Source organism: Nostoc sp. CALU 546 (assembly GCF_048836525.1).
In genome coordinates, this window is record NZ_JAWJTF010000053.1 from 35,776 (window position 1) to 56,829 (window position 21,054).

The window sequence follows — 21,054 nt, forward strand, 5'->3', positions numbered from 1 at the left end:
GGTGCCGTAGGCAAATTGGTAAAGCCACAGGTCTTTCAATCCTGGGTTTGCGGGTTCAACTCCCGTCGGCACTGCCTCATGGGTCGGCTCACCTATTGGTGTAGGTAACGGTCTGTAAAACCGCCGCGTTCAGTGTTGCTGGTTCAATTCCAGCCCGGCCCATTATGGAGAGATTGCTATTGGCAGGGCAAGCTGTTTGCTAAACAGTCGTGAGATTCATCATCTCACTGTGGGTTCAACTCCCTCTCTCTCCGCCTTATGAGAACGTGGTGTAACTGGATAACATCTCAGATTACGAAACTGAAGATTGGGAGTTCAATTCTCTCCGTTCTCGCCTTATCCCCCGGTAGCTCAGTTGGTAGTAGCGCCTGTCTGTTCGCGTAGCGTCTCCGATAGGAGAAGAACAGGAGGTCATCCGTTCAATCCGGATCTGGGGGACTGGCACATTGCCTCATAGCTCAATGGCAGAGCAAGCGGCTGTTAACCGCGAGGTTGTAGGTTCGAGTCCTACTGGGGCAGCCATTTATTGGGAAGTAGGCAAATAGGCAAAGCCGTCGCACTTTGAATGCGAAGTTTGAGGGTTCGATTCCTTCCTTCCCAGCCTATACATACTCCTGTAGCCCAACTGGAAGAGGCGGCTGTCTCAAAAACAGTCTGTGTACGGGTTCGACTCCCGTCAGGAGTACCAGATATCGGGATGTAATTCAGTGGTCTAGAAGCCTTGTTTTGGGGACAAGGAGCCGTAGGTTCAAATCCTACCATCCCGACCATTTGCCCTTGTGACGAAACTGGCAAACGTGCTGGTCTTAGAAACCAGATTTTGTGGGTTCAACTCCCACCAAGGGTACTGGGCATTTGCCCAAGCATACTCCCGTGGCGAAATTGGTAAACGCTTCCGTTTGAGGGACGGAATTTTTGCAGGTTCAATTCCTGTCGGGAGTACCAAATTGGGTCGTTGGCAGAGCGGATATGCAGCTGCCTTTTAAGCAGACTTATCCAGGTTCAACCCCTGGGCGACCCACCAAATCTTGGGCGTTTGGCAGAACGGTTATGCTCCTGACTCTTAATCAGGCTGACACAGGTTCGACCCCTGTAGCGCCCACCAAATTTTGCCCCTGTAACCCAAGTGGAAGAGGTGCCAAACTTAAAATTTGGAAGTTGCTGGTTCAAATCCAGTCAGGGGTATCGCGGAGATAGAGCTATGGTGCGCTCTGGGGTCTCATAAGCCTTCACATACCGGGTTCAAATCCCGGCTCCGCTACCAAATGCTGGTGTAGCTCAATTGGCAGAGCAACTGACTTGTAATCAGTAGGTTGCAGGTTCAACTCCTGTCACCAGCTTGACTAATGCGATCGTGGTGTAACGGCAGCATCAGAGTCTTCCAAACTCACGGTACGAGTTCGAGTCTCGTCGATCGCTTTCTTAGCCCTGTAACTCAGTTGGGAGAGTGCCTCTCTTACAAAGAGGAAGTCGCGGGTTCAATCCCTGCCGGGGCTACCAATTTATGGGAGTGTCGCCTAATGGATAAGGCAACCGTCTTCTAAACGGTTTTATATAGGTTCAAATCCTGTCACTCCTGCCACATGGGGTCATAGCTCAATTGGCTAGAGCGCCTGCCTTGCAAGCAGGAGGTTATGGGTTCAAGTCCCATTGATTCCATTGATGGTGTCTGAAGCCAAAGTGGTCGCGGCGCTGGTTTGTGGAACCAGTCATAACGGGTTCAAGTCCCGCCAGACACCCCTTATATGGAAGATGCTGCTCAAGGGAGGGCAACTAGTCTTGAAAACTAGAGCAGGGTAACACCTGGGGGTTCAATTCCTCCATCTTCCGCTTTCCACCAGAAGCCGAAAAGTGAGGCGCTGTGCTGATAACACAGACATAGGAGGGGCAGTACCTCCCTGGTGGATTACTTTTTCTATCGGCTCAATACCAGCTAAGATTTTCACTTGCATCAGCTTCTCTAAATAAAAGCATTTCTACCAATAACGTTATTGGCAACGGGTCTATCTTCAAAACCACATAAATGGGATGCGATCGCAGTACTATCAAGTCATCTCATAAAAAAACTGATACTATTGCTGCTAAATAAACAGTGACAGTTAATTGTGACGGATACAAGCGCAGTAGTAAATTTAGCACGTAGATGCGTGAAAAATTATGATTATCGGGTTAACGAACCAAAAAGGGGGAGCAGGCAAAACCACCGTATCTGGGCATTTGGCATATTGGTTAAGCCAGCGTGGAACAGTGATGATTGTGGATGCAGATGCACAACAAAGTAGTACTAACTGGATGAAAGACCTGCAACTGCCCTGCAAAACAATGATAGACCCGGATGATTTATTTGATGAACTGCCGACTTTAGCAGAACAATATGATGCTGTAGTTGTAGACGGGCCAGGTAGCCTCAGCGAGACAACCAAGGCAATCTTATCTAGATGTGACCTAGCCCTAGTACCCTGTAAACCAGCAGGTCTAGATATGCACAGTACATCAAAGATGGTAAGAATTTTGCGGCAGGCAAGAGAACTGCGAGGTGGTATGCCCCATGTTGGTTTATTTTTAAATCACGCAAAAAAAGGAACTGTATTACTCAAAGATGCCCAAAGAGCAATATCCGAAAAAAACACAGGGTTTCCTTTACTAAAAACAATGGTGTATGACCTTCAAGTAATTGCTGATGCACCAGGGCAAGGCACGACGGTTTGGGGACTACCAGGAGCAACTGCTAAACGCGCCGCCAAAGATTTTGAGGCACTTTTTACCGAAGCCTTGGGAGTAACCAATGGCAAGAGATAGACGCATGGTAGAAGAGTTTATCTTTAGGGATGATGCTAACCAAACTAAGGCAACTATGCCCCTCAGTTTGATTGTGCTGCCCACAGCAGAACTGCGGTACTACATCGACCCAGAAGAGGTAGACAAAATTGTTGCTACTGCCAGAAAAAACGGCATTCTAGAACCACTCCTAGTCCGTCCTATTCCCGGTAGTGACAAACACGAAGTAGTGGCAGGGGCAAAGCGCTACAGAGCAGGACACATTCTGGAATTGGCAGAAGTCCCTGTAGTCATTCGTCAACTCAGTGATGAAGATGCTCTAGAAATTGCCCTAATTGAAAACTTCGCTCGTTCGGGACTCACTGACCTTGAAGAAACTGATGGGATTGTGCGGCTTTTGGCTGTCAAATTAAAGATTTCACTCCAAGAAGTACCACCACTGCTACATCACATTCAAAATCAACAGCGAGGTAGAACTGCTGCCAATAACGTTATTGGCAATGATGTAATTGATGTGGTGCAGGAGGTTCTTACTTCCCTTGGTAATATCAAGCTAGATTCTTTTATCAGCAATCGTCTGCCCTTGCTGAATCTTCCCAGTGACATTTTAGAGGTATTACGTCAGGGGAAACTGGAGACAAGTAAAGCCAAAGCGATCGCCCGAATTCAAGATGAAAAAACTAGAATTCAATTCTTAGAAGATGCGATCGCTTACAATCTCTCACTGAGCGAAATCAAGCGTAAGATTCAAGAAATTGAGCAGCAGTCTAAATCAGAGTCATCAAAGCAAACAGAATCAGCATCCATAAAAGACCGCGTTGATGATACCTTTCAACGCTTCAAAAAAGCTAAAGTGTGGGATGATCCGAAGAAAAAATCCAAAGTAGAGAAGTTGTTAGCTCAGTTGGATGCACTGATGCAAGGCGACAATCCAAAGTAAACCAATGTGGTAATTCTCGAAACTATTCAATTTGCTCTCTTAAGGATGGCGACATAATCATTAGCCCTCGGACAACCTCTTCAGGAGTAGCCGTGCCATCAATTACCTTTGGCATAATCGCCATCACTTCTAAAGCTAGGTTTGTGGGAATTCCCCTTGCTTCTAACCGCTTCAATTCCAAAACATCAATCCCTGCTGCCAATCCATCCAAATATTCCTCTACACTCACTCCTAAGTTTTCAATTTCTGACATGGGTATAATTGGTTTTTGTTGACTTCTATATTCAAGCATCTATTACGTGGCTATCTCACAGTGCGATCGCTCCCCTCAACCATTCCACCTTTCAAACCCATTGAGTATCAAACGCATCTTGCCCAGTTCCATAAATTAAGTTCCCGTATGAGTGCCATTTAGCTACTTCTTGGGCTTCAATTTGGGGTGCGTACAGAACAGCAAGATTTTCTTCTAATTGCTGCCTAGTTTTGGGGGCGGTCAGCGCCAGACGCACCCCTGAATGATTTAACGCATAGCGATAACAATCTGCTGCCGTGGGTAACTTTCCGTACCAGTTGTGATGACCTTTGAGTAACGTTCCCCAGCGCGTGCAAGTGAATGCCACCACGGGAATACCAACTTTTTGAGCGGCAGGCAAAACGTTTTGTTCAGCCTTGCGATGTGCCATATTGTAACGGTGCATTAACACATCACACTGATGACGTTCTATCATTTCTAAAGCTATGGCTTGATTGTGTGTGGTAACTCCCACGTAGCGTACAAGTCCAGAATCCTTCCACAAACGAAGTTCATCAAGCAACACCTGAACCTGGGTCATGTCATCAGCAGGGGAGACATATTCAATAAAAAATACATCTACCATTTCGACATTTAAACAATGGCGCACAGAGTCGAGGTAAAGGCGTAAAGATTGTATATCTCGGTTTTCACTCCCCGTTGCCACCAAGACTTGCTCACGCTTTGTTAGCAACAGAGGTTTTAAGCCACCCAAAAAGTTTTCAGATTCCAGATTGTAAAAGAAAAAGTAATTAATTCCCGCCTCAAATGCCAACAAAACAGTTGCAGCATCTATCGATTGCCCTGCTAAACCGAGAATACTTGCTGGTTGTCCTTGTAGTGTTGATAATTCCACGGTCAACTACCCGACTTCTTACTTTGAGTGTATTACGCCAATAGGGTGCTAGTGAGGACATCATCAATGAATGTTAATTTTTGGGCGTGAGCCTACAGTGGGCGGGTACGCCATCGCACTTAAATATGTTCTTGTTGGGGGCGTAAGCTGTTAATCGTAGCGGTCAAAACTAGGACAATTGCCAAAACCAACGCAGCATTTCTGAGCATTGAGTTATCAAAGTGTTTGAGTGCGATCGCTACCAATGCCCAGAGTATTACTCCTGTATAAGCGATGTCTCGACGCTGGATGACAATAAATGCTGCAACTGCTGTTGCTATCAATAACATTATGAGAGTCCAGATTACAGCAGAAATCCCCCAACCATTCCACCCGTGAAAATACAAGGCACACGCTACGTTGACAATGGTTGCCACGCTAATCCAGCCTAGATAAATGCTAATCGGAAACTGAATACACCATTTCTTGAGCCGAGGTACACGCTTATTGCCAATTTCTAACTGCACATAGACAGCAATCAGGGGCAACAGAATCAAAAGCATTGCAATTACAGAAAGAGCAAACAGCCGAGACAAAAACAGATAAACCCAGATACTTTGAGCAACACAGGCAATCACCAACAGATAACCTGTCTTACGTAAATCAGGGTCATCTCGTTGGTCAGGTAGAGCTTGGTATACCCCAAAAGCAAACAACCCAAGGTAAATCAGCCCCCAAATAGCAAAGGCGTAATTAGCAGGGATAATCAGGACATTTTTAAACAAAGTATTGGAAATTTCCCCTATGCTGAGTCCATTGAGCGGAAAAATGTTCGATACTACGTTGATAACGAAAGCACCAAAGATTGCAGCCAAAGTAACAAGCTGCCGCCAAAGATCCCGGTAATTGCCTTTTGTGGACTGCTGCATAGGATGTTAACTCATATCTTTTGTGCTTTTAGCTTACATCCCAAAAAGAGCGACGCATATAAACCACAGTCATATTGAGCAAGTCAATGAGGAAAAAGAGCGATCCCTGCATGACCAGACCGAAGTGGAATCTACAACGAAACTTCCAGATTCCCAAATTGGGAATCCCAGTAAGTTGCAAGTATGGTCTGATTCAATCTTAATTGTCTACAATTATGACTTTTCAGAATTTTATCAAGTCTTTAGAGCGTGTTCATGATTCAATCCCAAAGTTAAGCGTTCGCCTTCTTACCTTGCCTGCTGGGTGGTAAATTCTAAATTCGACTTTCCCGTTTCTTCCCTTCTCCCCCTAAAACCCAATTGGCAGAAATTTCGAGTTATTATTAATCACATCTTTACCAATTCTTGCTGCCACTCCTTCAGCAACGCCATTGATCAAAAAGCAAGATAACTGCAATCTATACTCTTCTCCTTCTACTTTGATAATTGGTAAATCAGCATATTTTTGGTAAATTTTAGCAAAATAAGCGTACTCTGGGTCTGGGTTACAAGCTATTTCTTGATTACTTTTAATAACTTTAACTTCTCTCCCTTCTCTCCCCCAAGTGGGTTTTGACACTAAGGGAGGATTGATTTTATCTTGTTCCATAAATGTAGGTAGAAAATGTTCAAATCCTGCCAAATTATTCTGACTAAAAAAATCAACTCCTAATTCTGTAATTAAAGCCATTAAAGCTTTATTTTGCATTACAAAAGCACTGACAGGATTAATTAAAGCTAGCTTCCTTGAATAGACTAATGGTTCAAAATAATCCCAGAGACTTACTCCAAATTCGGGGTCTTTATCTTCTACCATCCATTCTGTTGGGTATATGCGGTAGATTATATCGACTGCTTCACCTCTATGGTCGTAGCAGCCATCCTCATCCATTGCAATACTTTCGATTGGACAAAAAGCAGATTGATAATGGCACAAAGACATTAAATATTCAACAGTACCAATATCTTCGAGAGCTTCAGATAGGGCTGCAAAGATAATATTGCAGTCTTCAGGAGATTTATTGAGATATTTGGCAGATTCTTCAATATATTGATTAAGCCCTAGGAATTTTCTCTAAAATGCTAATTGCCTGCTGCCATTTACCTTTCGCTTCTTGCCAATTATTGGAGTAAGCTTTCTCTTGGACTAGTATTGCTGCTTCCTCATCTAATTTAAGTGCAGCTTGTAAATTATTGAAAGCTGCTTCTTCAACCTGGATTTTTGAGTCAATTTTAGCAAGTAATTGATTTAACTGTGATATTTGATTTTGGGCATTCTGATATGGATATCCTGGTAGATTTGGAACGAGTTTTAGCTTTTCAATGGTTTGCTGTATCTTGGTTTGGTTTGCTTTTAAAGCATCCAAATTGGGAATACTATTAATATTACTATTTTCATTAACGATTGCCTGTACATCGGTAATCGCTTGTTGGTGTGCTGAATAATCTTTCGTAATTTGCAGGATTTTACTAACGCCAAACCAACTTAAAAGTGCTGCGATAACTATAGGCAGCCAGGGTTTCTTTTTTCCACTCATTGTTATTTTATATATTTATACATCTACATAATTATTGTTCCCGTTATTTATCAAGTTTGAACACGAAATTAGCGAGTGGTGGATTATTGAACAGGGAAACTGAAGCGATACTCATTCATAGAGAATGGTTGCCACCAGAAGTGTAAAAATTTAGAAGCAGAAGTTACTCTACCAGATCCGGGTAATCCTGCCCACACAACCACGCTTCAAATTTGAGAACCCTTTGCCCCATTTGTCATGCCCTTAGACTTGATCAAAAACACGAGGGGATGAAAAGTAGGTTAGTCACCAAGGGCTTAATCCCAGTAAACTAGAAAAATTTTGTTCGGGATTAATTGCGTATGATTGAACACAGGTACAGTATCACAACTATATAATGCATAGTGCGGATTATTTCGATACCACACAGCGACGGCGATCGCACTGACTAATCACTCCTCAACCGCTCTGGTTACATCTGTGATGGATTTCAACTGTTTTTTATCTGGTCTAATCCATCAGAAAGTCTGCAAAAGGACTTGCCAATAATCCGCTACCTCTTCAGGGATTGCTAAATATGATATTTTTGTTTTTGTCATGATTGTTTGGTGTTCTGAAAATTGACTAGGTACACAAACTCTAACCAGTGGCTAGCAATAGTTGATTTAAAGGAATTGAGCATTCTTGCTTGTCGCCCCAGCATTTACGAGCGATCGCTATTCCCCCTCTAACAGCTTTCAAAACATAGCTTCGGAAGTGGGAACCAAAACCCGTTTCCTTAATTTCAGCTTGTGTAGCGATGGCCTGCTGTGCCAATTCCTCTAAAGACAATTGCTGCTGATATTTTTGATGAAGTTGCCAGAGATGCGAACGCTGGTTTTCTGAAAGTAGCGGCCAAACTTGATCAATCTCGGCTTGGTTCGCCGCAACTTCTCCCCAATTAGAAATTTTTAGTAGTTTCTCAATTACTGCTTCTGTGTACTGCTGATGATTTTCAACTGGTAACTCAGCTATGATTACCTGACTTTCTGAGTCATGAGTGATGACTATTGACTCAACTTCTTCTGTTAGGGTCTGTGTTTTTTGCTCTGCGTACTGTTCTTGTAATGTGGTCAGCGTATTAATTTCGGTTTCTGCAAGTGCTGACAATTGGGAATTGGGAATTGTTGCTTGTACTTGTGCCTCTAGTTTTGCTTTGGCGGCTTTTTCTCTGGCTAGGATATCGCGCTCTACCCATGCCGTGAAAACTTCTTCTCGGCGATCGCTAACGGGAACAGCGCGACCATCGACCAAAACCAGATTCCCCTCATCATCTTTTTGGAAGTCTGGCGCGGCGACACCGTAAATCCAGACTTGGTTGCCTCGTGTTCCCTCTCGCCGCAATCGGGGGAATTTATACCCAGTAAGAGATGCTAGTTTTTGACAGACTTGCATGGGAGTATTTAGCTTTGCAAACATATTACTCTTAGCGCCAAGAATTAAGCTCAAATCGGACTGATGAGTTTTTGCTTTCTCAAATACTGTTTGTGCTAATGGGTGATTGTTGCTCAATCCGTCCGTTTCTCGAAGCTCTTTGTACCCAATCCAGTCTAAAGCATCAATTTTTTTCCCAATAAAGCTTTTATTAGTATCGGGAATAAAATAATCTCCACCGCCATTTTTTAAAGCGGTAGACATGACGTTTATTTCTCTATCCGGTAGAAATTCCCTACCCACGCCAAGGTAGTAATCTAGTCGAATTATAGAATACCAGTTTTGATCATCTTTCTCTATTAATTCGGGAGTAACGGTCACGTTATAACGCCTTTCAATCTCACCTTTTCTGTGTTTTAACTGTTCGGACTCAGTTTTGCAATTCTGTTTATCTAGTTTCAAAAACTGTTCATCTGTAATGCTTTCAGATGCAGTTACATTCTCACAGTGTCCTGCATATTCTGATTTGCAGTTGTTGTAAATTTCTTGCTTAGTAGTCTCTACTTCTGCGGGTTCAGGTAACTCATCCGCGCTGACTTCACAGATGATATGTCCCTCAGATTTCAAATCACTAATAATTTGCAATTCATAGCTATTCATCCCATCATTGATGATTGCCCCTAACTTCGCCCAAGTATTAATGCAAATGCTCTCAAATTTGCCTTCTATCGATTCCTCAAATCCCAAATCAACAAGCTTTTTAATATTAGCTTTATTCTTGATGTACTCACCTGCTAGTAATGCCTTGACACTATTGGAGCCATTGCCTACCCTATTGATGCCTACTGGATTAAGCCAGATATAACGGGGGACTGGAGGGCGATAACGTGATAAATGCTGTCTAACACCATCGGTAGTTTGTACGCCTTGAAAAATCCCAAAAACATAATCAAAATGTTTTTCTTCAATTGATACCCCAGTCTCAATGGTCGAGGTAGTTAGAACGAGGTCATAGTTTTTAATTACTTCATTTAAATCATCTGTACAGCCAAAAGCCGGATGACCAAGAGTAGTTGTACTTTTAGAATCAATTCGTAAAATTCTCAGGTGTGGTAGCAGTTTTTTATAGTACGCCTCCAAATTGCGAGAACCCCATTTAGAACTAGCCCGTTGTCCAGACAAAGCAACAAAGCACTTATCTCCATTCTCTAGTTTTTGGGTAAGGATTTTTACTAATTGTGCTGGATTATTACCTTGTACTAAATTTACCTGCCAAGGCTCTACAAACTTAAATGTGTTTTCCACGAGAAAAGTGTCAATCTCTTGCCCAATTAGTCCTTTGATAAAGTCAATGCCAATATCGTTTAAGTCAGCATCGGCAATGAAGATTTTCCCACCATAATTAACAACATTTTGTAGCAGGCGTTTGAAATTTTTGATGATGGCTACGCGATCGGTCTGACAAGTCGAACTGCTCAACAAATGCCAGATTAGCTGCATGATTTCATCCAAAATCAACCAGCACCCTTTCCACTCATCAGGGTTAAATTTGGCTTGGCTTTTTGGATGTAAGCTATCAATTACTAACCCCATTCCGAAATGTGAGCCTTGCTCAGTCTGCTTCACTTCGGTAATGAAAGGTAATCCCAGTTTTTTTACAAGCTGGGTTGCCAGTTGCACCCGATGGGTAATTACTAACACTCTCCTCTCACCAGCGCGAATTATCGGGTCAGTTAGCCACTGGAGTAAGTGAGTTTTTCCCGTGTTCTTTGGCGATTTCAAGCCTATTAGCTGCTTAAGAGAAGGAATAGCCAACTCACCCAAGTAACGCTGATTTAAGCTCAAATCTGGGGTGTATGTGAGCCGTCTTAGTTGCTTGGTATTCCATTCATCCAATTTCAGGGCATCGCAGTAAATAGTATCAAATTGGTCGCGGCCGTAAGCGGCTAGTACATCATCAATCCCTTTGCCTAATGCCAGATGCCACCCCATTACTCGGACTTCACAGCCACGCAAAGATAAAAGCTTGGCAGTTTTAGCGATCGCACCATTCACGCTTCTAACCGTGGTGCGCTTCACATCGGCATCAAAACAGAAATAAATTCGCCTGCCTGATTGAGCATAAGCGGCTAACTGTGGGATCAGGTATGGTGCGCCGTTATTTTCGCCGTATTCATCCTTTGGTTGGCGACGGCCTCCCCATACTCCGGGTATACCAATGGCGACATAACCACAAGATAAGATTGCAGCTGCTTTTTTAGCACCCTCGCAGATGATAACGGGAATTTGGGTATTCTCTCTCACCCATCGCCAAAAATCACCAAAAGGTAAACTTTGGTAATTTTCTGGTAGTGCCACATCGTAGCGGCGGCTAATTAATTCCCAGATCCGGGCGGGAATCCGTAAGGCAAAAATTTCTGTGTCAACTTTGGGGGGATGCTCATACTTAATTGCCTTGCTGTTACCCTCATCTATTCTTGGCGTGTTGGGCTTGAAGCATCCCCAATCGGAATCTTCACCAGTGATAATATTTATTCCGCTACACCACCAACCACCATTAGACAGGTGAGCATATCGCCGCATATCCCCATCGCGTAGCCGCCCATCGTTGCGGCGGCTGATTTTATCGGAGTAGAGGAGATAATCAAAAGCGGCATTCCCTGACAGCGATTTGAAGTTAAGTGCCGCTATCTCACTGTCAATCCCACTCTCACCCCACTCTTGCCAGTGGCTTGCTTCAAAATCTTCTCTGGCTGGCAAAGTATAAGGTGCGGATGGCTCTTTGAATCCTTGATAATTACCCAGTGCTTGAATTTCGCTATCATGGTGATGGCTACGCCCAGAGCAGGCATCGCCTTGCGCCATGTCATTTTGGCTGGAGGCTACAACAAATTGATGGACTTTTCCATCTCTGGACTCAAGTCTTGAGATTTCATGCAAAGCCCAAGGGGTACTTCTGAGCTTACCTCGCTTGTTGAATTTTCTAAAAACCTGCCTTAGTTCTTGATTTAGTGATTTTTGGGGTGAGGCTATCTTGCCGAATCCTTTGTGATTCATACTGCCACCCCTCCAACCTTGGCTTCAATTTGGAGAAGTACGGCGGCCACCTGACCACTAAACCAGCCAAGCTTGACTAATCGCTGTAAGTAAAAGGACTCCTCTAAGTTGAGGTTAGGTGATTGCAGTAACTCATCCGGGTCGGGGCATGGTCTTAGAGCAACGTCACAGCAACCCACTTTTAAATATTTGGTGCTAGTTCGGCGATCGCTTATATGGTTTGATAATTCCGAAATTCGAGATTCTTGATTGTTGGGGAAAGTTTGCGTTAGAATAGTAGGCTTTTCATTCGCAAACCCCTGTCTGTCAGAAGTGAGGGGTTTATTCATTGGGTTGTCCTTTGTTGGTTTGGACAGCCCCTTAACTTTTAAATTTGCAGATTGTAGGGATTAGTCGGTAAGCTAGAAGAATATATAAATTCGTTAGACTTGCTTGTTGCATTGTCTTGTGGTGAAACGTTTATCAGACGTTTCTTTGTGCGTGCTTGTGCTTACCGTTGGTTAATCCTTGCGATCGCACTCAAAAAGCTGAAGGCTGTGTAACTAGCATTTTTTTTTGCTATTCATTCTGTGAACTTTAGATGAATTGAGCTAAAGTTTTATATCTTTTGTCTAGTCCTCCAAAATACAAACTATTGGTAAGGTGATCACCTACTCTGGGAATCTCTTCATATACTAGTAGCACCATTGCGTAGCTTGCCGCCGTAGGCATCGCTAGTTTTGCGGATCAATCCGTGTTAGCTGTACCAATATTGCGCCAAGTTGATTTAATGCTGCGTTAGTAGTGCGCTGATTCTCTAGAAAATTTTGCTTAAGTTCCTCATGGCTGTCGCGTAGTTCCAGCAAAACATCATCCATAACAGCATTACGAGCTAAAACTGTTTGGGCGGTGTTGATGTAATCATCCAACTGTTGCTGTGTGGTAGCTTGCCTGTCTATTAAATTATTTTGCTGTTCGGCTACCCGTTCTAGGAGTGCTTCAATTCGGTCAAGTCTGCTGGGTTGTCCCCCGTTATATTGTCTTGGTATATCGGTCATTGTCCTGCCTCAATCATTTTGGCAATCGCAACTTGGCGTGAATAAATATCTTGAATTTGTGCTTCTGTCATACTGATTTATCTTGTTCTGCTTTCCTTTGTTCTGCGATCGCCCGTTTTACTAGCACCCTGGTCAATTGGGGAACCGTTAAAAACTCTTTATTCGCCCAATGGTCTAGAAATTTTATATCCTCCTCATCTAATCTCAAGGTTATTCGTGGCTTGCTTGAAGGCATAAGAGCAACTATATAAACACTTTTGTTCAATTATGGCTCCAAATACCTACCAAGAGCGGTTTTTAGTTCCTAGTTGACTAAGTGACGCACCTGTTGCTATATTAGCATCTAAGGCAATCGATCAACAACAAGCCACTAATTAGCGTCCTACGAGTACCCCAGCAACTTACACAGTAAGGGGTTTAGCGATTAGGAGCGACATTGTGATGTGTACTTATTCTGATTGCTAGCTAGTTACTATCTGATTCACATTGATTACTGTAGTAAACCCATGAAACCTAGACGGAGCAAACATTCTACAGACCTAGACTCCTTCCTTGATTTCCCATCTACCAAGACATATTTAGCTGAGGTCTTGGGTGTTAGCCGTTCGACTTTGGTCACTTGGGAGAATTTAGCTTTCTGGAGAATCCCTAGTTTCAGAGATGCTTACCCGAAAAAAGCCGACAACACTCACGATCGGGAGTCGCCCTTGTCGCCATATCAAGCATGGGTTTTGGGGAGAGTAGGGCGATTAATGGCTCAACTCCGACGCAGCGATCGCGTCAAAGGCTATATCGCCAAAAACCCGAATGATTTTTCTAGATACCGCTATCAGCAAGCATTCCAGCAAATCCAAAAAATTCAAAAGGGAGCGTAAATCATGGCAACACGGAAGAGAACCACAGCACCAACAGCAGACACAGTAAGCATTCATGATGCTTGCTTAAGATATATGACCACGGAACAGAGTTTGAGACTGGCTTTAAGCCATGTTCGCCCTGATGATTTCGACACTGTAAAGGCAGTTTCGGAATTAGATTTAGAAGCGATCGCCTCATACTTTCAGCCAGAATTACCAACTGTGGCTAGCACCTCAGAGTTACCTGAAAATTCACAAAATTTAACACAGCAAACATCTGAGCCAGCTACAGAACAGCCACAAAATGCCCTATCTCTACAAGGGCAACAGCAACATCTAACAGCCCCTACCCCCGACTCAAGCCCTAACGCCCAACTGACGCTGATTGACCAGCTAACTAGACAGGCATCAGAAGAAATTGCAGCAGTAGACGCTATAGCCCAAGTTAAGAACCAACTGATTCTAAATAACTTGGCTGTGCGAGATGCGGAACTAACAGAGGGTATCAATCAGCACTGGCAACACCAAAAGCAAGGATATTTGGGAGCGATTAGAGATTTGGCTGGACTTGCACAGCAAAAGCCAGAAGTTACCCCAGATGAAACTGACCTGACCCAAGAAATTGAAGGCATCATCACCGAACTGGGAAAAAAGCTAATCGTGTGAGAGCGATCAACATCCTGTTATCTCCCCTCGACTTTGTTAACTGGTTATTAGAAAGAGTACTAACGCCATGACTTTTACAATTTCCGGCACTGAACCAGAGGCAAGCATAAGCGCTAATTCCTTACCAGAATTAGTTTCTCTTGCCCAAGAATTACTTGGTCAAATCCGCCAACATCCACAATTTAAAGGCTTACGCTTCGATTGTGATGTAGCTATTGGTGACGTTAAGCAGTATTTCAACTACCTCGAATGGGCTGTTGCTAGTGACTCAGAGGTAGCTAAGTTTGAAGGTTTTACAGAATAATTCTTGCTGCCAACTCCACAGAACACAGTCGGTAGCAGATAAAGCCAGAATTAATACTCTCAATAGTTTTGAGAGCTTTTAAGCATCAGATACCCGTCAATACTACCATGCAAGATGACTTAAACAGCCAAATTCAGGATGCAAAGACGGATGAAACAGAGCTAAATCTTGTCCTCAAAAAATACGATTTAGATGAGGAATTAGCGCTTGAATTTAGCGAAATCGACAAAGCATTTAGGCAATTGGAAATTAAATATCAATCCCTAGTCAACACCAGAAAATTTTTGAACAATGGCTAAAATTAACACTACAAAAGCAGCTGCTATTGCTGTAGCAGAAAAGTTGGCAGGACGTAAACAGAACTCGACATCTAGCACTAATTCCACATCTGCCACATCACCTGCCACTATTCCGATAGATAGTCGCATTCCTGGCTTACTAACTGTCACCCCTGACTTAGTACCGGGAATGATGCCACCATTCCAGCCCAATCAGTATCATATTTCAGATCCGCTAAATCCTCCTGAAACTCTTCCGCAGGCAAGCCAAAGCCAGCTAGATAAAGGTATGAAAATCTATGAAGGTTCTACACGGGCATTGAAACTTACCGGAGCAGCGCTTGACCTGACACGCGAGAAATTCACTGTAATTGGTAAACACTCAAAGGCTTTTGGTGCTGGCATCCAAGCCGCTACCGAGATTGAGAAAGTCAAAGGGAATTATTTAGATTACCTTAATCAAAAAGAAGTAACTACCCAAAAATCAGTTGTTTTAGATGTCAACCAAGTGAAGACGGTTGCCGATACAAGCATTTCCATTCATAGCAAAGACGAACTAAATCAAAAGCTGTTGCAAGCCTCCATTAAAGCTGAGGAATCACGGCTAAAAACTGTTGAGTCTCAAGGGAAATTATCAAGCTTTAAGGCACAGTTAGGCGATTATATAGAGGTGAAGCAATGAAAGCAATACACGGGTTAGGACTTGGTGTATTTGGCTTCTGTACTGGCTTGGCATTTGCTTCTGGAGGGTTTACCAACGATACAGCCAAACTAATCTCTATGCTTGGTATAGGGGCGTTGCCAGCAAGTTTTATTACTTATCTAGTCGCGGATACTAAATCACAAAGACTATTAACCCATGCCGAAAGTAAGAATGAACAAGCAGGTCAAACTCTGCATAAAATCATCAGGGATTTTGAAAGGAGCAAGTCAAGGTTAGCCACTGTTACTAGCCAGCTAGAATCTTTGAAAGATGAACTCAAAGAAGCGAGAAATACCATCAACTCGTTAGGTCATAACAAACTAGAAAGCACAGCTCTCATTGCTCAACTGCAAGCCAAGTTAAATCAATTATCTACACAGACTCAAAAAGATACCCAGCGTATTGAATATCTGGAAAGTGAGACTGAGCAATGGGAATTGAACTTTAAAACTCAAGTAGAAGCGGAGGCTAACAAACGCTTTCAACTTGCCAAGTCACAGGAATTAGAAAAGATTTATCATGAACACGATTCTATTACCTCTGAAGCTATGCAGCTATTCAGAAGGTTGCAAAACTGGGGTGAGAAAGTACACCACGGGCATCAAAGTAAAGCTGAAATTATCAAGAGTTTGGCAAGTAGCTACAACGAAAATTTAGATGAGGTTGGGGAAGCGATCACCAGTGAGCGCCAAAACTATATAGAGCAAATCGAGCTACTGAACGAGCGTGTAGGTCAGCTACAGCAACAATTGCTTGGTGATTTATTAGAACCTGTGTATGGTGAATTTGGCTTTGATATCAACGGGAAAATCGCCAACGAAATAGCGCGTACCTTGTTTAGTGATCTCAGGCTAGCTTTAAGCGTTAAAGGGTTCCAGGTGAAGCCTGACGGCGTTGTAGACATTGGTTATGGGTATTCGCGCTCTGTGCATCCTAAAGCGATTGTAGAGGCTATCAGCAAGCATTCTGAAACCCTGGCTAAAAAGTTAGGGCTATTCAAAATAACAAGCGTTCGCAAGCTGGAAATAACCGATTGTATTGTGGTCAGTTACCGTATGGGCCCAGCCATCAAAACAGATGAAATTAAGCTGATGGTTGGCACTCCTGACGAATTTATCAACTATGTAGTCAGTCACCCTATCCGCTATCGGCTGATAGCAGATCCGGGCGTTGGTAAAACCCCAACCACTGCGGTAATGATTAGCGAAATTGTCAAGGCTGGATGCACTCGCGGCAATACTGGCAAGGGTGAAAAAGTACCTCATACTCTGGTTACGGTATCTTACCCCGGTGCTGTTGCTTCACTCAAAGATAGTAATTATCCTTTAGAGCATTTCCTTAAGTATGGCGACACAACAGCCGCGATTAAATCCTTTGATGATTGCCTAGACGACGGAAATTTTCGAGTTCAAAACCCCACATTCGCTGCTAACTTCTTTCAAATTTGGGCATGGGATGAATTAGATAACACGCTGAATTCTTGCAGTGAGCCATACAAGGCAGGGGAAAACCTCAAGAAGATTCTGAAACAGTTTGGTCATAATAACATCGGCTGGATTGTGTCGGGTCAATCAGTGATGACCAAACAAATCCCAGGTTTTACCAACGATGATCGGTCACTTTTTACCGAAATCATCATTGGCATTTCCAAAATTAGACATTACCTAAATACCTACGGAAAGGGCAAAAACAGCGAGTCTAACCTAGCTAAATTGACTCGCAATTTAGATTTCCGACTATAGGGGGTAGCTGCCAAAGTGACACAAAGCCTTATTGTCCCCACTGTGGCCACGCAAATTTAACCGTAAGAAAGGATAAAAGATATTACTGTTTGAACTGCAAAAAAATAACAGTTTCTAATAAAATAATTTGGAAATAAATATATGGAATTGGATGATATTACGACAATTATCTATCAGCCTAAAAATGAACATGAGCCGGGATTTATCTATTTAATGGAAGCAGAGGGCTATCACGGGATAATTCCTGGTTGTTACCTCCGTCGTTGCAAAATTGGGTTATCTCGTAATCCCGAAGCTCGACTTGATAACTTTCATAGGAATCAACCACCTTGTAACGTGAAAATCCTCAAGACTATTTATGTAGAGGATATGGCAGATGTAGAGGGTGAATTGCATCAACAATTTAGCCAATGCAATGTTGAGTTAATCAAAAGTCAAGAGTGGTTTGATTTTAATCCAGTGCAATTTATGATGGTTAACTGGGAATTTGAGAAGCGATCGCTACACGTCTTTAGCATTAGCGACTTGCCAATTAAGCTAATCATTTTCAGCATGATCGGGCTATTGTCCGTGGGTGCGATCGCTGGCAGATTTACAAATCAACCAGTTAACTCCGTGATACAGCCACAAGAGAAATTGACAAAGTAAGCAAAATTAAGGGAGGTTGTTAGCCTCCCTTTGGGTTTTAGAACGGTGTGTTACCAGTCTCGTTTACCTTGGCGAGATATCCCCGCCAGTAGTCTCCATCCTGGCTTTTGGGTGGTAATCCAATCGCCGCGTCGAATTCTCCGTCAAAGTAGTCGCTAGTAGGTTGGAATTGTTGAGGTTTAGCAATTGTGAGTAACATGAGAATACCTTTTATTTTTAAGCTGCGGGTTAGTAGCCCGCTTTTTCTGTGGTTTTTCAACCTGTTATTAGCGTAGCTTAACCTGTTATTTAGTGTCAATAACCTGTTAAATATATCTTACAGGTTATTGACACTAAATAACTTGTTAGTTAAATTAATAACAGCTTATAAATAAAAGGGAGTCAGTCAGATGTCAAAAGCAGTTCAAGAGCAAGTGGAGCAACTTTTTGAAGCGGTCAAGGATTTGCAAAGCCTTGAAGAGATCAAGCCACACTGCGAAGCTTTTAACGAGTTTATTAACACCAAAACCAGCTACAGCATTAAAAGCTTAGGCACTGTGCTGAGTCGGGCTGGCTTCTATAAAAAATTCAAGTCACTCCCCTTAGATCAAGGGAAAAACGCTGATTCTGTACCCAAGCATGATGCCCAAGGCAACGTAACAGGTTATGAGTTAAAGCACTATGTTTTATTGCTGTGTGGTCTGGATAAGAAAGACTGGGAAGAACGCAACGAAACCACACGGGTAAGCTTACGCTTGGACAATGCTCAAGAAATCAGCCCAGACGAATATTTAGAGGTAACGGGTAAACTGCTAGAATCCCAAGACCTCCATGAGGTAGCAGTAGGCTTGATTGCTGCCACTGGCCGCCGTCCCCATGAAATTCTCGCTCGTGCTAAGTTTGCAGCTGTTGAGGGTCAAAGCTATCAGGTAATGTTCACTGGACAAGGGAAGAAACGGGGAGATCAGCCAGTATTTGCGATCGCTACCCTTTACCCTGCTAGTTACGTCATCGAGCGGTTGAACTGGCTAAGAAAAGAACCATCAACTAAAGCACTGTTGGCAGAGGTGGCAAATGAATTTCCAACTGATATTGCAGCCCAAAATCGTGCCATTGACAGCCGTCGCAACGGTTCCCTGAATCGGGTTGTGCGTGGGTACTTTGGGGACAAGGGAGACATTGCCCCCATCTTAAATTTTCGACACGGTGAAGAACAAGACAACTGCAAAGCGCTCCGGGCTGCATATTTAGCGCTGGCTACAGAGAGAGATTGCCAGCGTTCAACGGGTTCTAAAATGCTCCATGCTGCAAGGTTAGCCGGACATTTTGTCAAGGATGCTCCCACTGATCAGGATTTACAAAGTCTTGTAACCACTTTGGGGTATGCAGACTACTACACCACCAAGCCTGTAGGCTTCCCAGATGCACCAGAGAAAGAAAAATTATTTCAAATTCGCGCTATTCCTGCTGATTTTGAATATCTCAAGGAATTACAGGGTGAATGGCAATTACCCAACCAGCAATCAGTAGTTAGCCGCTTAATTGAACACCACAAAAATCGCGTTGACGTTGCAAAGCTTCTGCAAGAAGCACAGCGCGTAACTGCTCAACTAGAGGCGGAAGTTAAGCAGTTACGCCAAGCCAATAACCAGTTAGAGCAAGTCAATAACCAATTAGAAACAACTAACCAACAACTACAACAGGAGAAAGCAGTAATGGAAACCACAGCACATCTTCCCCAAACAGTTACTCTAAATGTCACTGAGTTAGATTCTTGGCTAGAACAAAAAATTATTGAGGTGGTGAACAAGGTAACTCACGGGGGAGCAATAGCACCTGCTACTACTGCCACACCTGCCAAGGTTGCACCCATCAAAGAAGAGATTGACTGGCAAGCCAAAACCGATGTTGAGGTCTGGGGAAGTAAAGCAACCTTAGCAGCTGTAGAAAAAATCCGCAGGTCTTATCAAGCTATCTGTCTTTACAATGACACTGTGGCAACTGGGGACTCAGATCGCCTCGCAATTACTAACCAAGCACTCAGAGATTTATCGGGCTGTAACGGGTTGCTGGTACGTGATTGGATTGAGGCTCACAAGGATGAGGTGATTAGCCATAATGCTAAGTTCGGCATGGAGAACAAGAAAGACCCCAGTAATCCTGCCAGCTATGCCAACAAGGGAAAGGACACAGATAAAATTCTCTTGCTGATCAATGAAGAATTTCTAAGTGGTGAAGGCTTTAAGTCAGGGAGAAATTAAAACGGCGTTAGTCGGCTGAATGCTTTACTGTAGATGCTTTTAAGTGGATGTCGGGAAATAAGATTATAGCGATATAGTCCTGCTACCCGACCACGGTGATACCGAGTAGGTTAAACCCGCTCACGAAATAATCAGCTGTACATTAGCGTTCGTAGAATCTAGAAATTTCTCAATTTATTCTTTGTTACTCGACTAGAAGTAAGTGGTGATTTGACTTTATATATCCTCATCCTTTCGGCAGAGGATAGCTATCACAGCAATAGTCATGCTGTTTAATAGCAACTATTCTTCTCACCTTTTCCTTTGTGTTTAACAGAATCAAATTTTTGCTTCGAGGATTTATCCAAGGACTGAAGAGTGATTACTGGGCAGAAGTTACCACCCAATGCCCTGACTGCATCTACTATTTTGGTCCTTTTCAAAGTTTTGTTGAAGCGAAAGCTGCCTGCCCCGGATACGTTGATGACCTTAAAAGCGAGGGAGCCTTGGGGATAAAAGTCGTCGTTAAACGCTGCCATCCTGATGTATTGACGATTTTTGATGAACAAGTGAGCTAAGTAACAATAGGGCCTTGAGGATTTTCGTCAGCCGAAAATGAACTGTAAACTGTATCAGAGTTGTCATGAGTGAATTAATTTTTGAGCCAGATAAGATTTATGAGTTTGCACAGATCGACAATTTTCGAGTGTCCTGGCGATTGAAATACGTAGAAACAGTTTTCAACCCAGTCAATAAAGAAATACGCTTACATTTTTATAAGCTAGAAGGTATTGAGTTAG

The 21,054-nt window shown here is 43.1% G+C and carries 21 protein-coding genes and 22 tRNA genes; 33 read left to right on the forward strand and 10 right to left on the reverse strand.

The window, feature by feature from the left end; all coding sequences use genetic code 11:
* The 24 genes from RRG12_RS23690 (at position 1) to RRG12_RS23805 (ending at position 3,718) form a co-directional block, all read left to right on the forward strand.
* Positions 1-74: transfer RNA gene (locus tag RRG12_RS23690), tRNA-Glu, on the forward strand.
* Positions 75-80: 6 nt separating this feature from the next.
* Positions 81-162 (forward strand) — tRNA-Tyr (locus tag RRG12_RS23695).
* A gap of 4 nt (positions 163-166) precedes the next feature.
* Positions 167-254 (forward strand) — tRNA-Ser (locus RRG12_RS23700).
* A gap of 6 nt (positions 255-260) precedes the next feature.
* Positions 261-334, forward strand: a tRNA-Arg gene (locus RRG12_RS23705).
* A gap of 6 nt (positions 335-340) precedes the next feature.
* Positions 341-438, forward strand: a tRNA-OTHER gene (locus RRG12_RS23710).
* 9 nt (positions 439-447) lie between these two features.
* Positions 448-522 (forward strand) — tRNA-Asn (locus RRG12_RS23715).
* Between the two features lie 5 nt (positions 523-527).
* Positions 528-601: transfer RNA gene (locus tag RRG12_RS23720), tRNA-Gln, on the forward strand.
* 9 nt (positions 602-610) lie between these two features.
* Positions 611-688, forward strand: a tRNA-Leu gene (locus RRG12_RS23725).
* A 5-nt stretch (positions 689-693) separates the two neighbouring features.
* Positions 694-770, forward strand: a tRNA-Pro gene (locus RRG12_RS23730).
* Between the two features lie 3 nt (positions 771-773).
* A tRNA-Leu gene (locus RRG12_RS23735) sits at positions 774-847 on the forward strand.
* A gap of 20 nt (positions 848-867) precedes the next feature.
* A tRNA-Leu gene (locus RRG12_RS23740) sits at positions 868-945 on the forward strand.
* A 4-nt stretch (positions 946-949) separates the two neighbouring features.
* A tRNA-Lys gene (locus RRG12_RS23745) sits at positions 950-1,024 on the forward strand.
* Positions 1,025-1,030: 6 nt separating this feature from the next.
* Positions 1,031-1,105: transfer RNA gene (locus RRG12_RS23750), tRNA-Lys, on the forward strand.
* A 6-nt stretch (positions 1,106-1,111) separates the two neighbouring features.
* Positions 1,112-1,185: transfer RNA gene (locus RRG12_RS23755), tRNA-Leu, on the forward strand.
* Position 1,186: 1 nt separating this feature from the next.
* A tRNA-Met gene (locus tag RRG12_RS23760) sits at positions 1,187-1,264 on the forward strand.
* A 3-nt stretch (positions 1,265-1,267) separates the two neighbouring features.
* Positions 1,268-1,340, forward strand: a tRNA-Thr gene (locus RRG12_RS23765).
* A gap of 8 nt (positions 1,341-1,348) precedes the next feature.
* Positions 1,349-1,419 (forward strand) — tRNA-Gly (locus RRG12_RS23770).
* 5 nt (positions 1,420-1,424) lie between these two features.
* Positions 1,425-1,500, forward strand: a tRNA-Val gene (locus RRG12_RS23775).
* A 6-nt stretch (positions 1,501-1,506) separates the two neighbouring features.
* A tRNA-Arg gene (locus RRG12_RS23780) sits at positions 1,507-1,582 on the forward strand.
* A gap of 3 nt (positions 1,583-1,585) precedes the next feature.
* A tRNA-Ala gene (locus RRG12_RS23785) sits at positions 1,586-1,659 on the forward strand.
* Positions 1,660-1,665: 6 nt separating this feature from the next.
* Positions 1,666-1,739, forward strand: a tRNA-His gene (locus RRG12_RS23790).
* An 8-nt stretch (positions 1,740-1,747) separates the two neighbouring features.
* Positions 1,748-1,830: transfer RNA gene (locus RRG12_RS23795), tRNA-Ser, on the forward strand.
* A gap of 327 nt (positions 1,831-2,157) precedes the next feature.
* Positions 2,158-2,799, forward strand: coding sequence for an AAA family ATPase (locus RRG12_RS23800; protein WP_420760887.1), 642 nt, complete (start codon positions 2,158-2,160; stop codon positions 2,797-2,799).
* A complete protein-coding gene (locus RRG12_RS23805; RefSeq protein WP_420760888.1) occupies positions 2,786-3,718 on the forward strand; it encodes a ParB/RepB/Spo0J family partition protein in 933 nt (310 codons plus the stop codon). The genes RRG12_RS23800 and RRG12_RS23805 overlap by 14 nt, the downstream gene beginning before the upstream one ends.
* Before the next feature lie 22 nt (positions 3,719-3,740).
* On the opposite strand, the gene RRG12_RS23810 is transcribed toward RRG12_RS23805, so the two are convergent.
* The 9 genes from RRG12_RS23810 to RRG12_RS23850 form a co-directional block, all read right to left on the reverse strand.
* Positions 3,741-3,971, reverse strand: coding sequence for a hypothetical protein (locus RRG12_RS23810; protein ID WP_069068069.1), 231 nt, complete (start codon positions 3,969-3,971; stop codon positions 3,741-3,743).
* Between the two features lie 91 nt (positions 3,972-4,062).
* Entirely contained in the window at positions 4,063-4,866 is an 804-nt protein-coding gene (locus tag RRG12_RS23815) for an aldo/keto reductase (protein WP_190898884.1), read from the reverse strand.
* A 119-nt stretch (positions 4,867-4,985) separates the two neighbouring features.
* Positions 4,986-5,774 (reverse strand): hypothetical protein, encoded by a 789-nt coding sequence (locus RRG12_RS23820; protein WP_069068068.1) that lies wholly within the window; start codon positions 5,772-5,774, stop codon positions 4,986-4,988.
* A gap of 349 nt (positions 5,775-6,123) precedes the next feature.
* Positions 6,124-6,861: a glutathionylspermidine synthase family protein gene (locus RRG12_RS23825; protein WP_420760899.1), complete on the reverse strand. Its 738-nt coding sequence runs from the start codon at positions 6,859-6,861 to the stop codon at positions 6,124-6,126.
* 7 nt (positions 6,862-6,868) lie between these two features.
* Positions 6,869-7,351 carry a hypothetical protein gene (locus tag RRG12_RS23830; protein ID WP_420760889.1) on the reverse strand — a complete coding sequence of 161 codons (483 nt, stop codon included), beginning with the start codon at positions 7,349-7,351 and terminating at the stop codon, positions 6,869-6,871.
* Between the two features lie 618 nt (positions 7,352-7,969).
* Positions 7,970-11,800, reverse strand: a complete 3,831-nt coding sequence (locus tag RRG12_RS23835; RefSeq protein ID WP_420760890.1) for a plasmid replication protein, CyRepA1 family — start codon at positions 11,798-11,800, stop codon at positions 7,970-7,972.
* A complete protein-coding gene (locus RRG12_RS23840) occupies positions 11,797-12,129 on the reverse strand; it encodes a hypothetical protein (protein ID WP_420760891.1) in 333 nt (110 codons plus the stop codon). The genes RRG12_RS23835 and RRG12_RS23840 overlap by 4 nt, the downstream gene beginning before the upstream one ends.
* A gap of 384 nt (positions 12,130-12,513) precedes the next feature.
* On the reverse strand, positions 12,514-12,837 hold the full coding sequence (locus RRG12_RS23845; protein ID WP_334853840.1) for a hypothetical protein: 324 nt from the start codon (positions 12,835-12,837) through the stop codon (positions 12,514-12,516).
* A gap of 67 nt (positions 12,838-12,904) precedes the next feature.
* Positions 12,905-13,072 (reverse strand): hypothetical protein, encoded by a 168-nt coding sequence (locus RRG12_RS23850; protein ID WP_167756046.1) that lies wholly within the window; start codon positions 13,070-13,072, stop codon positions 12,905-12,907.
* 271 nt (positions 13,073-13,343) lie between these two features.
* Between RRG12_RS23850 and RRG12_RS23855 the strand changes: the two genes are divergently transcribed.
* The 7 genes from RRG12_RS23855 (at position 13,344) to RRG12_RS23885 (ending at position 18,035) form a co-directional block, all read left to right on the forward strand.
* A complete protein-coding gene (locus RRG12_RS23855) occupies positions 13,344-13,712 on the forward strand; it encodes a hypothetical protein (protein ID WP_193947043.1) in 369 nt (122 codons plus the stop codon).
* Positions 13,713-13,715: 3 nt separating this feature from the next.
* The gene (locus RRG12_RS23860) at positions 13,716-14,360 is read left to right on the forward strand and encodes a hypothetical protein (protein ID WP_335044102.1); all 645 of its coding nucleotides are present in this window, start codon (positions 13,716-13,718) and stop codon (positions 14,358-14,360) included.
* Between the two features lie 67 nt (positions 14,361-14,427).
* Complete coding sequence (locus tag RRG12_RS23865) at positions 14,428-14,664, forward strand: hypothetical protein (RefSeq protein ID WP_256874781.1); 237 nt, start codon at positions 14,428-14,430, stop codon at positions 14,662-14,664.
* 107 nt (positions 14,665-14,771) lie between these two features.
* Positions 14,772-14,963: a hypothetical protein gene (locus RRG12_RS23870; RefSeq protein ID WP_176726888.1), complete on the forward strand. Its 192-nt coding sequence runs from the start codon at positions 14,772-14,774 to the stop codon at positions 14,961-14,963.
* The gene (locus RRG12_RS23875) at positions 14,956-15,624 is read left to right on the forward strand and encodes a hypothetical protein (RefSeq protein WP_420760892.1); all 669 of its coding nucleotides are present in this window, start codon (positions 14,956-14,958) and stop codon (positions 15,622-15,624) included. The genes RRG12_RS23870 and RRG12_RS23875 overlap by 8 nt, the downstream gene beginning before the upstream one ends.
* Positions 15,621-17,387, forward strand: coding sequence for a hypothetical protein (locus RRG12_RS23880; protein ID WP_420760893.1), 1,767 nt, complete (start codon positions 15,621-15,623; stop codon positions 17,385-17,387). The genes RRG12_RS23875 and RRG12_RS23880 overlap by 4 nt, the downstream gene beginning before the upstream one ends.
* A 141-nt stretch (positions 17,388-17,528) precedes the next feature.
* Positions 17,529-18,035: a GIY-YIG nuclease family protein gene (locus RRG12_RS23885; RefSeq protein WP_420760894.1), complete on the forward strand. Its 507-nt coding sequence runs from the start codon at positions 17,529-17,531 to the stop codon at positions 18,033-18,035.
* 37 nt (positions 18,036-18,072) lie between these two features.
* Here the strand turns inward: RRG12_RS23885 and RRG12_RS23890 are convergent, their stop codons facing one another.
* Positions 18,073-18,234 carry a hypothetical protein gene (locus tag RRG12_RS23890; protein WP_176726887.1) on the reverse strand — a complete coding sequence of 54 codons (162 nt, stop codon included), beginning with the start codon at positions 18,232-18,234 and terminating at the stop codon, positions 18,073-18,075.
* Positions 18,235-18,424: 190 nt separating this feature from the next.
* Between RRG12_RS23890 and RRG12_RS23895 the strand changes: the two genes are divergently transcribed.
* Both RRG12_RS23895 and RRG12_RS23900 read left to right on the forward strand, forming a co-directional pair.
* Complete coding sequence (locus RRG12_RS23895; protein WP_420760895.1) at positions 18,425-20,275, forward strand: protelomerase family protein; 1,851 nt, start codon at positions 18,425-18,427, stop codon at positions 20,273-20,275.
* Positions 20,276-20,601: 326 nt separating this feature from the next.
* Positions 20,602-20,832 carry a DUF1816 domain-containing protein gene (locus tag RRG12_RS23900; RefSeq protein ID WP_199338422.1) on the forward strand — a complete coding sequence of 77 codons (231 nt, stop codon included), beginning with the start codon at positions 20,602-20,604 and terminating at the stop codon, positions 20,830-20,832.
* Positions 20,833-21,054 lie beyond the last annotated feature (222 nt).